A 13,560-nucleotide genomic window follows, 5' to 3' on the forward strand; every position below is an offset into this window, starting at 1 on the left:
ATAAAAGTAAATTAAAATGTCAACACTACTTTATTCACATTCAAAAGGAGATTTAGAAAAGGCAGTAGAAATTATTCTTTCTAAAGCAAGCAACTTTATAATTCCTGAAAAGACAGCAGAAGATCAACCTGAAGATCTTATTTCTCAAACAGCAGCTTCGAAATTCTTGCACGTTTCAATTCCTACAATTATAGATTGGAGGAAAAACAAAAATCTTCCTCACTATAATTTTAGTGGCAGGTTCTATTATTCTAAAAAAGAGCTTTTAGAATATGGTCGAAATAATAGAAAACAATAATTCAGGGCAATGAAAGATTTACATCAGTTGATCAGAGAATTAGATTCGTTGCCTGATAATTTTAAGAGAAAACAGTATTTAGAAGACTTAGTAAAAGATCAAAATCTCCCAAAACATCACAATCGAAGAATAGCATGTAATATTCTTATTGAGGATAATTTTATAGAAAAGTATTACAGAAAGAATATTATTGAATTGCTAAAAGAGAAGTTTCAAAAGAGGATTATTCAAGTCAATTTATTGATATGGAGAATTTTAAAATTTTATAAAAGATGAATGAAAAAATTCCTTACCTCAGAATAGGAACCGTATATCACAAAACAGTTGAAAAACCTCTTATATCAGGAGATACTATATCAATTTTGGTTAAATGGACCAGAGAGGCAATTATAAATGATCATGGTAAAAGTTATATAGCAAAAGTTCCTAAATATGATGGCTTTTGCTGTGTTCCAAGCCATTTGAGTTATCAAAAAATAATTGCAGGATTTTACAATATATATAATGAAATGCCTGTGAAAATTTTTGAGGGTGAAACGGATGTTGAATCGTTAAAGCGATTAACTCCCTTTTCAATAGAGTTTATGAAACATATTTTCGCAGAACAGATTGAATTGGGTTTTGATTATCTTAAAATTCTTCTTGAAAGTCCTACACAAATATTACCAATTCTTTGTCTGGTAAGTAAGGAGCGATCTACGGGAAAATCGACATTTATAAAATGGCTAAAAGCAATCTTTGGATTGAATATGACTTATATTAAAGGAGACTCTTTTGCAAGTCCATTTAATGCTGATTGGGCAGCCATGTTACTTGTAGCAATAGATGAAGTTTTCTTTGATAAAAAAGAGATTACTGAACGCCTAAAATACCTTTCAACAACGAATAAAGATAAAATAGAAGCTAAAGGAAAAGACCGTGAGGAAGTCGATTTTTTTGCAAAGTTCGTACTCTGTTCGAATAACGAGGATTCTTTTATACAAATTGATGAAAATGAGATAAGGTTCTGGATTATAAAAATTAGTCCAATTAAATCTGAAAATACGGAGTTTCTGGATAGCCTTATTAAAGAAATACCTTATTTTCTAAGATTTCTATTTGAAAGGAAGTTCTATTCTGAAAAGAAAACTAGAATGTGGTTTTCTAAGGAAGAAATAAGAACAAAAGCCCTGCAAAAACTTGTCTGGAGAAGTAATAATAAGTTGGAATCCAAAGTGATTGAACTTTTTCATGAACTTTTTGAAACTGTAGAAGATTTGGAAGTTAACGTGATTCCTGCGGATGTTCTAAATATGTTGAATAAGATGTTTAAAAATTCTTATTGGGTAATAAATGATATCAGAAAACTCCTTAAAGAATCCTGGAACCTAGAGCCTCAGAAAAACTCTTTAGCCTATATTAAATATGATCTCGATCATGGTGGGAGCTTTTATCAGCAAAACCGTATTGGTAGGTATTTTACAATAAACAAAAAATTTATTTCTGAAAAATTTGATGAATTGATGAATTAATTGATAGTGAAAAGAAAATCAATAAGTTAATATTCATCAAACTTCTCATCAAATCTTTAAACCCAATTTTTTGATGAAGAAATGATGAGATGATCTACTAGAATTTGATGAGTTGATGAGAATCTGATGAGAGTGTAAGGTATTGTATTTTAATTTTTTACAGATGTTTCTCATCAATTCATCAAAAAAACACAAGAATTTAACCCAGCTTTTTAGATTATGAATTGTAAGCAATTTAACTCAATAAAATTGGAAGAGATTCTTTCTTCCTTGGGATATCATCCCACCAAACAAAGTCAAAAAGAATTATGGTTTTTAAATCCTTTCGGAGACGAAACTCAAGCTTCCTTTAAGATAGATATTAATAAAAATCAATGGTTCCTGTTTTCCGATGGGATAGGAGGTAATAATATTGATTTCGTTAGGAGATATCTTAATTGTTCTGTGAAAGAAGTGCTATCGTGGGCAGGTGAACGAAATTTTTTTTCTTTTCATCAGCAAACGGATATTCTTGAGCCAACATATAAAATAAATGAAGTTTCAGAACTTCAAAATTGGAATCTTAAGAAATATTTAAAAGAGAGAGGACTATCAAGTAAAATATATAGGTATCTACATGAAGTCAAATTTATAATGAACGGTAAAAAACTGTATGCCATTGGTTTTAAAAATGACTCAGGAGGATGGGAGTTTCGAAACTCTTTTTTCAAAGGTTCGATATTGAAAAAAGATATTTCACTAATTAAAAATGGATGTCAAAATGTCTGTGTTTTTGAGGGGTTCATTGATGCGCTTTCTTATATAGAAAAACAAGACCTTTTGGATGTTGATATACTTGTTTTGAATTCAGTTTCATTAATTAATAAAGCAATAGAAACTTTAAAAAACTACAATAAGATCTCTTTATTTCTTGATAATGACAAGGCTGGAATTAAGTGTAAAAATGAGTTTATTACTTCCTTTCCAGAGGCATTGGATTACTCTCATATTTATCAAAACTATAAGGATTTAAATGAGTATATAACTCATGAAAAACCGCAAATTATTAGGGTGGTTAAATAGCAAGACGGAACTGGGCTTTATGCCCTGTTCAGTCTTGCCCTACGGGGTTAAAAAATTGATAATCAATTTTTTACAATTTATTCGCCACTTTTTTTAACATATTATGAATATGTATTTTTTATAATGTGTTGATTGTCAAATGTAAATAATATAATACACACTATATGGAATCAAAAAAATCACAAAATAGCACACTTGCAATTTCTCACGCAGATAGTAAAGATTTGGAAAGGTTTTGTCAAAAAATTGGGATTACAAAAAAAGAATATATACGCCTATCTCTAAATTATTTTCGCCGTTATGGAATAGATCCTATGATAAATGAAAATCCTCATTCAGAGGTCACAAAAATATTAAAAAGGGTTGAAGATTTATTTGCATTTGGGAAAGCCCAGGAAACAAAAATTTTACTTCCATTTTTGAAAAGAATTGAAGAATTATTTCAAACAATAAAGGGGGAAAATGAACAAGAACAAATTAATTTAAAAATTATTTTATACATCTTATGTATTAAAGATTCCGAGAAATCCAACATTCCGAAAGTTGCAGAATTGTTTAAAAACAGATATGAGTTTATTGAGAATTTTGTAAATGAAAAAATCCCAAATGCACATTAAAATTCTCGGTGGTGGTAATAGTACTTATGCTAACACAGGAAGTTGCGGAGCACTTGTAAATTACTTACAACATGAAGACTATAAAATGATCTTTGATAATCAGCCTATCAATCATTTTTTTTCTTTGACAAGCGATAATGTGCCTCCCGATGAAGTACAAATTAGTATAGATCAGAACAAAGCAAAGCTTTGCAAAGATGATTCAAAGTTTTTTAGTGTTGTTGTTTCTCCAAGTCCTGATGAGATTAAAAACCTGGGTGACAACGAAAATGAAAGAATTGAAAATTTAAAAAGCTTTGTTCGGCAGGAAGTAATGCAATCTTACGCAGAAAACTTCAATAAAAATTTAAATAACGAGGATATCATGTTCTATGGTAAAATACACAGAGAAAGAGGTAGCGAGAGTAACGAAGACTTGCATGCTCATATCATTATTAGTAGAAAGACTATTGATAATAAAATAAAAATTAGTCCACAAACTAATCACAAGAATACTCAAAACGGGAAAGTTAAGGGTGGATTTAATAGAAAAGAATTTATGAATAAATGTGAAGTTTCATTTGATAAAAGGTTTCAATATCAAAGAAAATTTGAAGATAGTTTTGAGTATAAAAATGCTTTAAAGAATGGTTCTTTTGAATCTAAACAAAAGGCTTTTCAAAAAGCAGCAGAAATAAAGTATAATGAAGATACAAAAAAGCAAAACAGACCTAGAGAAATCAATCAAAAGATTGTTATAACCACTCAAAAAATAAAAAGATAATGGAAAATGGTTTTATTAAAAGTATGATGATCTTGTTTATACTCATGATTATCGTTTTGTCAGTGTTTTATGGCGTAAAAATCCTCTATGAAATTAATTTTGGTGGTTGGATTTATGGATTTAAAATTGTAAAAAGTATAATATTGAGCCCTAATAATATTAATTCATTAAAATTATGGAATTTGGCTTTTTGCATAGTAATGGAACTATTGATTTATTGGATTGAGTTATTTTTTCTTAAATTGATTTTTCCATCTTTAGTGCCTGTTTATAAAAAGTACACGGATTTTATTTTTTATCCTATCCGCCCTTTATTTACTAAATTTTCATTATTTAATTTTTCAAATAGCGTTATTACAAAGAAATCTACAATTGAAGAAAATAGTACAACAGTTGATTTAGAATTAATGAATGATGGAAAACTTACAATTCCTAATCCTTATAGGGGAATTTTAGTGATTGGTGGAGCAGGATCGGGAAAATCTGAAAGTATTGCAGTTCCATTAATCCGTGAATTTTCTAAACTTGATTTTACAGGTATTGTTTATGATTTTAAATTTCCTGCATTATCTGATGAAGTAGAAACATTCTATAGAAATAAGCCAGTAAAGCATTTTGTTTTGAATCTTAATAATGCCGAAAGAACTCATAGAGTAAATCCGTTACACCCTAAATATATGCCACATGTAGCTTATGCCCGGGAGTATGCAACTGCTATCATAAAAAACTTAATGAAAGAAAGTATCAAAAGGGAAGATTTTTGGAGTAGATCAGCGACTGATCTGTTAACAGCCTGTATTTGGTATATGAAACAAAATCATCCTCATTTTTGCGATTTACCTCACATCTTTAGTTTAATCACTTCAGACCATAAGAAATTAATTGAATTATTATCGAAGCATGATGAAACAAGAGATATGATAATTTCATTGGCTACAGCTTTAGAGAGTGGAGCAGGAGAACAAATTGCAGGAGTAGTTGGAAGTCTTCAGGGGGCAATATCACAAATAAATACGCCTGAATTTATGTACATTTTTGGAGCGGATGAATTTAGTTTAGATGTTAATGATCCCAATAATCCAATAGTCCTAACAGTGGGTAGTAACCCAACCATTGCCGGTGCTTTATCTCCTTTATGTTCTTTGGTTATTACTGTAGCATCCAAGCAAATGAATACACCTGAGAGACAAAGTTCTTTTATATTATTGGATGAGTCTCCAACTGTGTTTATTCCAAATATTGAGGTTGTTCCGAATACAGGAAGAAGTAATAAAATTTCAACAGTATTATTTTGTCAAGATCTTTCACAACTTAATGATAACTACGGAAAAGAGAAAGCAGAAGTATTATTTGCAAGTTGCCTTAATCATTTTTATGGTAGAGTTGCTAGTTCTCATACTGCGGATATATTAAGTAAGCAATTTGGAAAAGAAGATAAATATTTTGAGAGTAAAAATACGTCTCGTAGCACAAAGAATATTTTAATTAAAAATTATGGTAAAACTTATGCTGTACAAGAAAGAGAAATCTTTAGAAATTCAGAGTTTATGAATTTACCAGTGGGAGTTTTTATTGGGAAGATATCAGATAGTTCCAGACCTTTTTTCTACGAAAAATTTAAAACAGTTAATCCACGGCAGAAAGAAAAAACTATTAATAATCTTCCACAGCATAGTAGAACTGATATCTCAAATTTTTATAAGGCTGTTAAAGCTGATATTTCTGATATTTTTAATGGTATAAAGAGTCATTCTACAGAAGCAATTGATATTATACCTAAAAAGATCGAGAAAATTGAAAAAGATCAGATTGTCGAAGAAACTCAAAATTCAGATAATTCTCATGCAGAGACTTCGGATAATTCAAATGGGAATATTGATGATGAACTAACAAGATTGTGGAATAATTTAAAGAATTAAAAAATGAAAGGATTTTATATATATATGTTTTTAAATAAAGAGAATCAGCCTCTTTATATCGGCTTAACCACTAATTTAATAGGAAGGATTGAGGATAACCATTTTAAGCTTGTTAGTACAGGATTAGATGAGAGTTGTCTTAATGAAATTTCAAATATACTTTATCATGAATGCTTATCCTCTGAAGATATGAAGATAAAAGAAAGATTTTTGATAAATAAATTAAATCCTAAATATAACATCTCTTTTAATTCGAATAATGAGTTTTCATTTGACATTAATATAGATTGGTATTCTTATGATGAATTTGAAACGAGAATGAGACTGAAAAAATATGAAAAATTCTCTTTAGAAATTCAAAATATACTACTATCACAAGACTCTTTAGATTATTCGAAAACAACTAATGCAAAAATTTCGAATGAAGCTAATAATTTATTAAAGAGAATTTCATTTTCATCTGGCATTCCTGGATATAAAATTATTAGTAGCTTAATCATTGACTTTTATAATAAACATATTGAAGATTTTAGAATTGAAGTTTAAATGAAAAAAACCTCTATTATAAAGTATAATAGAGGTTTTTAACAAATAAAGGAACTGTTCAGACTCATAATCCTGCCGAAGCTGTTCAGATTATATTTGTCCTGTCCCTTTTGTAAATATAAATACATTTTATCAAAGAAACAATTTTTTCAGTCGTCACTTCCTCAGACTGCCCGTTTTTTCAAAACGATTGTCATTCGTTGCTTCTTTGTTCAAAATTTGTTTCTTGAGCCATAACTCTCACATATAATCCATTTGGAATTTCAATTGCTTTTTTAGAAGTTCTTTTCTTTCCAATAATTCCTAATCCCTCAATTCCATTTTCTGAGTATATCTTCATTTTTACAGGGTGGATTTTTTCATTAAACTTAATGGTATTAATTTCAATAAAGAGACGCCCGTCTTTTTCATTAGCAATCCCGGAAATTACTTGATTTTTTTTGATTTCCATTCCTGAAATTATAAGAGGTTCAAGTAGAATAAAAGTTAATGTTCTTCCATTTTGCACTTGCCCTGAAGTAATTAATCTAGCTTTAACTTGCTTTTCTAGAGTTTCAACTTTTGAAGTTAAAAAATGTGTGGGGATTGTTTTAACTGGGGAAATTGCAAAACTTAAGCTTCCAGCCATTAAACAGATTGTTAAAATTGTTTTTTTCATACTAATAACTTTTTGTGAATGTAAATTTTTTAAGTTTAAAAATCAATACCATTTATAAAGGATTATTTTTAAGAAAATTAGAATAGGAAATTCTTATTATATTTATTTCAAAATAGTAAATATGAAAAATATTATTAAAACACTGAGGATTATATTGATGCTTCCTTTTATATTTTTGCGAATGGTAATTGCAGCCATAATTTTAATAATAAAGTCGATAGCTCGTAGAATTCTGAAAAATGAATTTGAGGATGATCAGAAGTTTTTGGAAATTTCTGATCATAAGAGAACCGAACTGTATAAAGAGAATGAAATATTGATAGAAAGAAATAAACAGTTGTCTAAAAGGCTTGAACGCTTGAAGTATATTATTGAAAAAGATAATAATTCAAAAACTGAAGTTTCTTTAACTAAAAATGGTGAAATAGTTTTAATAACTTATTCTCAGATAAATATTTTTGATAAAATTTGTTTGTCAGGCGAAAATGGAGATGGTAAATCTTGGGATTGTGTAATGAGTTTTAAGAATTATGGCAGTGAAATTAAGATTGCTGACTTTGTAACCAAAAATGATTCAGAAAATAAAGGCTATGGCAGGGCTTTAATGAATTTTGTTATTGCGGAGGCAAAAAGAAAGAATATTAAATGTATAACAGGAGATCTTTCAAGTGTTGATTCTGACAGCTATGAATGGCTAATTCCGTTTTATGAATCATTTGGTTTTGATTGTATATTGTTTAATGATGATAAAAAAATAAGGGGAAGTATAAGACTAATGCTGGAGAGTCCTATAAAAAAGGTGAGTTAAAAATTAAAATTGTATAAGTTTTTAAACAGTTCTGTTAGTATTGGGCGGTATCAATACTAATATAATCGTAAAACTTTTCAAATCCGATTTTTTGACAAAGAATATTTGATTCGAGAATGTCGGCATCTGTCATTAGGTATATAGTTTTTTGCTGATTTAATAATAGATTAGAACAGTAACTTAAAAGTATTTGTCCATACCCTTTGTTACGGGATGATTTATTAGTAAATAATATCCCTGGACTTGAATCTTTTATAGAACAAAAGGAAATGATACTATTATCTGTTATATCGTTAATAGTGAAAATTTCATCTGATAAGATTAAGTCATTAATTCGCATATACATATCTTGAATTGTCTTGTCATTGTTGCCCTTATATTCTTCATGATAATACATTTGAAGCATTTTAGCCAATTCAGGAACTCTTTCAAAACCAGGTCTTTGAATATTGTAGGTTGAATAATCAAATTCTTTTACTGAAGAGCTTTTATAGAAGCTTCTTTTTTTTCCTATTTGATAATCTTTTATTTTTGCTTTATCAAGGATCTCAAGAATTAATTTTGAAGTTCCGGAAATAAAAGAGTGATTTTCTATATCAAAATCAAATGCTACTAAAATCTCATTTATTTGGTTTGCATCCCAGTTGCTACCATAGATTGAAACTAAACGATCTGTATTCACTATAATGATCCATTTTGAAGGATCATTGTTATCGACATTGACTAAAGAGTCTGAATAAATTTGTTCGTAACCATTTAAAACAGATTCTAATTGATTCTGTAAGTAAGTGTATTGATAGAGCGATTTATCTGCAAAATTTTGATTAAGGAAATCCCTGAAAAAGGATGGGTTATCATTTGCTATATAGTTCATTTATAATATGTTTATTTCAAAAATACAATATTTTTGTTGGTAGAAAATATTATTAAGCTAAGGAAAATAAAAAAATTACTAACAACATTTATTATCTTTCATTAAAAAGATTATATCTAAAATCTAAATCCTCCATTTTGTTAATCTTAACTAACGAAGATAAATTCATGCTATTTTTATTATTTGATACAATTTCATTATTGTAATTGTTGATATGGAAATCCTGCATGAATACATTTGTGTGAAGCAGATATGTATATCCTCCATAATAAAACTCATATAATCTATACTTTTCATGTAATTCTATATGTGGTTGCATGAAATGGAGTTGAGGGTTATCAAGATGTTCCTGATCGATAAATAGTATAGGTTGTAAAGGTTTCAAATAATATAAAGGGATATCATTCAAATTATATCGAGCAAACTCTCTGATAAAATTAAATTCTTCTGAATGAGAATCTCCACATATTCGTTCTCGTTCTTCTAAAAATATTTTATATATACCACGTTTGAAACTTCTTGCAAAGTTTTCTTGGAATTTGCTTTGAAATTTATATTTCACTCTAATACCAATCTTACGTTGCTCAAGATTAACCTTAAAATATTCTGAAGTAAATCTTTTGTAAGAACGGATATTTTTTTTATCCGAAATTAAAAACCTTGATAAGTTGAATATCTCCTTAATTGATAAATCTACTGAGGGCTGAAAGCTTTGCTTTTTTCCGAATGCAAAGTTACAATCATCACAAACATTTAAACAAATATTTTTTCCTCCTACTGATTGTGGAAAAGTATGTGCTATAGTATTAAAGTTTGTATTATTATCGTTTCGGCTACACCAAATGCATATCTTCATATATAGTTGTAGTTTGGACTTTTATTGGATTAATTTTTCAATTGAGATCAATTAAGCTAAGATACAAAATAAAGAGAAGTACTTTGTTTAGTATAATATTAAAAAGAACTAATAATAATTCTAGGGAAAATAAATTAGTTAACGATATTATTAACAGTAGTTAAAAAAAACAATCCCCTTTTTGATCCCCTAAAAATCAAAAACCTCTGAAAATCAAATGATTTCAGAGGTTTTTTGTACCCAGGACCGGGATCGAACCGGTACTCCTAAGAACTGGTGTTTGAGACCAGCGCGTCTACCAATTCCGCCACCTGGGCTTGATGTTTACTTCAAACGTGATGTTTGTTTCAAATTGGTGTGCAAATATAGGAACTTTTTTCAATGTTCAAAAGCTTTTTGAAAAAAAAGTTTTAAAAATTTATCTCCAAACCATCGTAGGCAAGGTGCATTCCGGGTGGAAGTAGTTTATCTTCAATATCATGCACCCCTAAATGATGACTGATGTGAGTTAAAAATAATTTTTTAGGTTGTAGTTCTTCAAACAGTTTGATAACATCGGGAAGGATAAAATGAGCCGGATGGGGATCAAATTTCCTGATACAGTTTAAAATCAGGACATCCAGATTCTTTAATTTTTCCTTTTCAGTGTCAGAAATAAAACCTGCATCTGTAATATAAGCCAGGTTTTTAAACTTATATCCAAAGACACTTATTTTAAAATGAATCACCTCAATAGGGGTAATTTCTGTATCTAAAACATGGAATGGCTTATTTTCAATCTCATGAAGCTCAAAAGCCGGCGCACCGGGATATCTTACATCTGTAAAAGCGTAAGGAAAACGGTTTTTAATCTCATGCGCGACTCTTGAATAACAGTAGAGTGGAACATCCTTTCCGCTTTTAAAAATAAGCGGACGCATGTCGTCAAGCCCGATTACATGATCGTTGTGTTCATGGGTAATCAGTGCGAGATCTACAGTATGTTCATGATTAGTAAGCATTTGTTGCCGGAAATCCGGACCGCAATCTATGAGTATTTTTTTATTTTCATCCGTAGTTACCATTACGGAAGAGCGAAGACGTTTGTCTTTTGGATTTTCGGAAATACACACCTCGCAGGTGCAGCCAATAACAGGCACACCCTGGGAAGTACCGGTTCCTAAAAATTTCAACTTCATTTTGTTTTGAGGTTGGTTTAATTTTGGTAAATTTACAAAAAATTTAATGTCCTAATGTATCAGAAACTAACTCCTAAACAAAAAGCATTAACAATTAATCTAGATCCTACTATTTATGGTACTTTCGCAGAAATTGGAGCAGGGCAGGAGACTGTTCGTCACTTTTTTAGAGCAGGGGGAGCTTCCGGTACGATTGCTAAGGCGATGTCTGCTTATGACAAAGATTTTAGTGATGCCATCTACGGAAAAGAAGTAAAAAACAGGTATGTTACCCAAAATAGACTTCGTAAAATGCTCCGCTATGAAGTAGCATTAATCGAAGAGAGAATTTCAAGGGATAACAATCCGGACAGAAAATTCTTTTCCTACGCCAATACAGTAACCACCATCAACTTCGACAAAACAGTAAAAGGCCACGGCTGGGTAGGAATCCGTTTTCAGACTAAAGAAAATGAAGATTACAATGAGATCGTTATCCATGTGAAATTCAACGAGAATGATGCTACTTTGCAACAGGAAACGTTGGGTAATCTTGGGGTAAACCTTATTTTCGGAGCTTTTAATTACTTTGATAATCCAAGAACTTTAGTAGAATCTTTATACGATGATGTGGCAAAAGACAACCTTGAGATTGATATGATCGATTTCAGTGGTCCTGCTTTTGAATATGTAGACAACAGACTGATGTCTCTTCAGTTAGTGAAGAATGGTATGACTGATGCGGTGATCTTCAACTCTCAGGGGAACAATATGCTTCCGGCAGATGTTTTATACAAGAAAAACATCTTTGCGGTAAGAGGAAGTTTCAGACCTGTAACGAAAGTAAATATTGATATGCTTCAGAACGGAATGGATATGTTCCTGAAAGATGCCATCTGTACCCATGAAGAAACAGAAGTTCTTATTGAAATTACCATTTCCAATTTGAGAGCAGATGGAGATATTGATGAAAGAGACTTTCTGGATAGAGTAGATATTCTGGGTAAATTAGGATATACTGTTATTATTTCAAACTTCTCGGAATACTATAGACTGATTGATTATTTCGCATCTTATACAAGTGGAAATATCGGGGTTGCAATGGGAGTAAACAACCTGTTGATGGTATTTGATGAGAAATACTATAAAAACCTTTCAGGAGGGATTCTTGAAGCATTCGGTAAATTTTTCCGAAACGGGATGAGGGTATATCTGTATCCTTACAAAGATCCTGAAACTCATCAGCTATTGAATTCTACCAATCTTAAAGTAGAAGAAAACCTTAAGGAATTGTATAAATATTTCATGCGTAATAATCGTATTGTAGATATTACAAACTACAATCCTGAGTTTTTAGAAATCTACTCAAGAGAGATTTTAAGAAAAATAGCATGTTGCATTAAAGGCTGGGAAACTCAGGTTCCGGAAGGTGTAGCAGAAATGATTAAAGAGCGTGGAATGTTCGGATATAAAGAAGAACTTCCTTTAAAACAATTCTCTTAAAAATATTAATATAATGTCAGAATTAAAGAAAAGACTTTCCTCTATTCTTGAAAGTCCAAAACATAATACAGAAGAGAAGCTTGAAAAAGTTTGCCACCTGCTAGATCAGGAAATCTCTTATTTTAACTGGACAGGTTTCTATTTTAAAAATGGAGATAAAGATGAATTGATCTTAGGTCCCTATGTTGGAGCTCCAACAGATCATACCATTATCCCTTACGGAAAAGGAATTTGCGGTCAGGTAGCCATTTCCAATGAAACATTTGTAGTGCCTGATGTGCATGAAGAAAGCAATTATTTAAGCTGTTCAATTGATACTAAAGCTGAAATTGTAGTTCCAATCTTTAAAGACGGGAAAAACATCGGTCAGATTGATATTGATTCTCACACGATTGATCCTTTTACGGCTGAAGACAGAGAATTACTGGAATGGCTTTGTAATGAAGTTTCCAAGATTTTGTAATCAAATTCAAAAGAATAAAACTCCGGCTCTTATGACCGGAGTTTCTTATTTTTATGGATTGTTGGTCGTGATAACAAACATGATTAAAGGTTCATTACCTGTATTTTCGATAGAATGATAACCTATAGAACTAATAGCTGTAATATCTCCTTTCTGAAGTTTTTTTGTACGAATTGGCCCGTCTGTTCCGGTTCTTTCACGATATTCTCCGGTTCCATGTACAACCACATACAATTCTTCTTCATTTCTTTCATTGTGAGTATGAAACCCGGATTCATCACCCTTGTTCAGTAGAACCATATAAGCAGCCAGACGATTATTAGCCAGTTCCTTCTGTTCGAACATCTGTATCATATGCACAGTTCCGTTTCCACCATACATGTTTTCGCGTTTATCGATGCGTGTGAAGGCTCGTTCATCCTTTCCAAATGGCATTACGTAAAGGTGAATGTATTTTGAAACCTCTCGTATAACGTGCTCAAATTCTGCTCCTTCAGATAATATAACAGTAACGGACATATGTTT

General features: G+C 30.6%; 15 protein-coding genes and 1 tRNA gene. 10 read left to right on the forward strand and 6 right to left on the reverse strand.

Annotated features, from left to right (window positions below; all coding sequences use genetic code 11):
* The first annotated feature begins 16 nt into the window (after positions 1–16).
* The 7 genes from J2772_RS04625 (at position 17) to J2772_RS04655 (ending at position 6,716) form a co-directional block, all read left to right on the forward strand.
* A complete protein-coding gene (locus J2772_RS04625) occupies positions 17–298 on the forward strand; it encodes a helix-turn-helix domain-containing protein (protein ID WP_209913758.1) in 282 nt (93 codons plus the stop codon).
* A 272-nt stretch (positions 299–570) separates the two neighbouring features.
* Positions 571–1,809, forward strand: a complete 1,239-nt coding sequence (locus J2772_RS04630; RefSeq protein ID WP_209913760.1) for a primase-helicase family protein — start codon at positions 571–573, stop codon at positions 1,807–1,809.
* A gap of 249 nt (positions 1,810–2,058) precedes the next feature.
* The gene (locus tag J2772_RS04635) at positions 2,059–2,871 is read left to right on the forward strand and encodes a toprim domain-containing protein (protein ID WP_209913761.1); all 813 of its coding nucleotides are present in this window, start codon (positions 2,059–2,061) and stop codon (positions 2,869–2,871) included.
* Between the two features lie 164 nt (positions 2,872–3,035).
* Positions 3,036–3,488 carry a BfmA/BtgA family mobilization protein gene (locus tag J2772_RS04640; RefSeq protein WP_209913763.1) on the forward strand — a complete coding sequence of 151 codons (453 nt, stop codon included), beginning with the start codon at positions 3,036–3,038 and terminating at the stop codon, positions 3,486–3,488.
* Positions 3,463–4,251 (forward strand): DUF5712 family protein, encoded by a 789-nt coding sequence (locus J2772_RS04645; RefSeq protein ID WP_209913765.1) that lies wholly within the window; start codon positions 3,463–3,465, stop codon positions 4,249–4,251. The genes J2772_RS04640 and J2772_RS04645 overlap by 26 nt, the downstream gene beginning before the upstream one ends.
* Positions 4,251–6,170 carry a type IV secretory system conjugative DNA transfer family protein gene (locus tag J2772_RS04650; RefSeq protein WP_209913767.1) on the forward strand — a complete coding sequence of 640 codons (1,920 nt, stop codon included), beginning with the start codon at positions 4,251–4,253 and terminating at the stop codon, positions 6,168–6,170. The genes J2772_RS04645 and J2772_RS04650 overlap by 1 nt, the downstream gene beginning before the upstream one ends.
* A 3-nt stretch (positions 6,171–6,173) precedes the next feature.
* Positions 6,174–6,716, forward strand: a complete 543-nt coding sequence (locus J2772_RS04655) for a GIY-YIG nuclease family protein (protein ID WP_209913769.1) — start codon at positions 6,174–6,176, stop codon at positions 6,714–6,716.
* Between the two features lie 193 nt (positions 6,717–6,909).
* Here J2772_RS04655 and traM read toward each other — a convergent pair whose 3' ends face one another.
* Positions 6,910–7,374: a conjugative transposon protein TraM gene (traM, locus tag J2772_RS04660; protein WP_209913771.1), complete on the reverse strand. Its 465-nt coding sequence runs from the start codon at positions 7,372–7,374 to the stop codon at positions 6,910–6,912.
* A 121-nt stretch (positions 7,375–7,495) separates the two neighbouring features.
* Here traM and J2772_RS04665 point away from each other — a divergent pair, with 121 nt between their 5' ends.
* On the forward strand, positions 7,496–8,182 hold the full coding sequence (locus tag J2772_RS04665) for a GNAT family N-acetyltransferase (RefSeq protein WP_209913773.1): 687 nt from the start codon (positions 7,496–7,498) through the stop codon (positions 8,180–8,182).
* Between the two features lie 34 nt (positions 8,183–8,216).
* Here the strand turns inward: J2772_RS04665 and J2772_RS04670 are convergent, their stop codons facing one another.
* From J2772_RS04670 to J2772_RS04685, 4 genes are all read right to left on the reverse strand, one after another.
* Positions 8,217–9,056: a GNAT family N-acetyltransferase gene (locus tag J2772_RS04670; protein WP_209913775.1), complete on the reverse strand. Its 840-nt coding sequence runs from the start codon at positions 9,054–9,056 to the stop codon at positions 8,217–8,219.
* A 91-nt stretch (positions 9,057–9,147) separates the two neighbouring features.
* Positions 9,148–9,912: an HNH endonuclease gene (locus J2772_RS04675; RefSeq protein WP_209913777.1), complete on the reverse strand. Its 765-nt coding sequence runs from the start codon at positions 9,910–9,912 to the stop codon at positions 9,148–9,150.
* Between the two features lie 237 nt (positions 9,913–10,149).
* Positions 10,150–10,229 (reverse strand) — tRNA-Leu (locus J2772_RS04680).
* Between the two features lie 93 nt (positions 10,230–10,322).
* Entirely contained in the window at positions 10,323–11,090 is a 768-nt protein-coding gene (locus tag J2772_RS04685) for an MBL fold metallo-hydrolase (RefSeq protein WP_209913778.1), read from the reverse strand.
* Between the two features lie 54 nt (positions 11,091–11,144).
* Here J2772_RS04685 and J2772_RS04690 point away from each other — a divergent pair, with 54 nt between their 5' ends.
* Positions 11,145–12,572 (forward strand): TonB-dependent receptor, encoded by a 1,428-nt coding sequence (locus J2772_RS04690; RefSeq protein ID WP_209913780.1) that lies wholly within the window; start codon positions 11,145–11,147, stop codon positions 12,570–12,572.
* Between the two features lie 13 nt (positions 12,573–12,585).
* Positions 12,586–13,035: a GAF domain-containing protein gene (locus tag J2772_RS04695; protein ID WP_209913782.1), complete on the forward strand. Its 450-nt coding sequence runs from the start codon at positions 12,586–12,588 to the stop codon at positions 13,033–13,035.
* A gap of 51 nt (positions 13,036–13,086) precedes the next feature.
* On the opposite strand, the gene J2772_RS04700 is transcribed toward J2772_RS04695, so the two are convergent.
* Positions 13,087–13,554, reverse strand: coding sequence for a cupin domain-containing protein (locus tag J2772_RS04700; protein WP_209913784.1), 468 nt, complete (start codon positions 13,552–13,554; stop codon positions 13,087–13,089).
* Between the last annotated feature and the right edge of the window lie 6 nt (positions 13,555–13,560).

The organism is Chryseobacterium jejuense, assembly GCF_017877355.1.
GTDB classification, from domain to species: Bacteria; Bacteroidota; Bacteroidia; order Flavobacteriales; family Weeksellaceae; genus Chryseobacterium; species Chryseobacterium jejuense_A.

Coding starts and splice junctions, on each gene's coding strand:
- J2772_RS04690 (WP_209913780.1), top strand. CDS start 11,145: ATGTATCAGAAACTAACTCCTAAACAAAAAGCATTAACAATTAATCTA.
- J2772_RS04640 (WP_209913763.1), top strand. CDS start 3,036: ATGGAATCAAAAAAATCACAAAATAGCACACTTGCAATTTCTCACGCA.
- J2772_RS04650 (WP_209913767.1), top strand. CDS start 4,251: ATGGAAAATGGTTTTATTAAAAGTATGATGATCTTGTTTATACTCATG.
- J2772_RS04630 (WP_209913760.1), top strand. CDS start 571: ATGAATGAAAAAATTCCTTACCTCAGAATAGGAACCGTATATCACAAA.
- J2772_RS04700 (WP_209913784.1), bottom strand. CDS start 13,554: ATGTCCGTTACTGTTATATTATCTGAAGGAGCAGAATTTGAGCACGTT.
- J2772_RS04695 (WP_209913782.1), top strand. CDS start 12,586: ATGTCAGAATTAAAGAAAAGACTTTCCTCTATTCTTGAAAGTCCAAAA.
- traM (WP_209913771.1), bottom strand. CDS start 7,374: ATGAAAAAAACAATTTTAACAATCTGTTTAATGGCTGGAAGCTTAAGT.
- J2772_RS04655 (WP_209913769.1), top strand. CDS start 6,174: ATGAAAGGATTTTATATATATATGTTTTTAAATAAAGAGAATCAGCCT.
- J2772_RS04625 (WP_209913758.1), top strand. CDS start 17: ATGTCAACACTACTTTATTCACATTCAAAAGGAGATTTAGAAAAGGCA.
- J2772_RS04685 (WP_209913778.1), bottom strand. CDS start 11,090: ATGAAGTTGAAATTTTTAGGAACCGGTACTTCCCAGGGTGTGCCTGTT.
- J2772_RS04670 (WP_209913775.1), bottom strand. CDS start 9,056: ATGAACTATATAGCAAATGATAACCCATCCTTTTTCAGGGATTTCCTT.
- J2772_RS04645 (WP_209913765.1), top strand. CDS start 3,463: ATGAAAAAATCCCAAATGCACATTAAAATTCTCGGTGGTGGTAATAGT.
- J2772_RS04675 (WP_209913777.1), bottom strand. CDS start 9,912: ATGAAGATATGCATTTGGTGTAGCCGAAACGATAATAATACAAACTTT.
- J2772_RS04665 (WP_209913773.1), top strand. CDS start 7,496: ATGAAAAATATTATTAAAACACTGAGGATTATATTGATGCTTCCTTTT.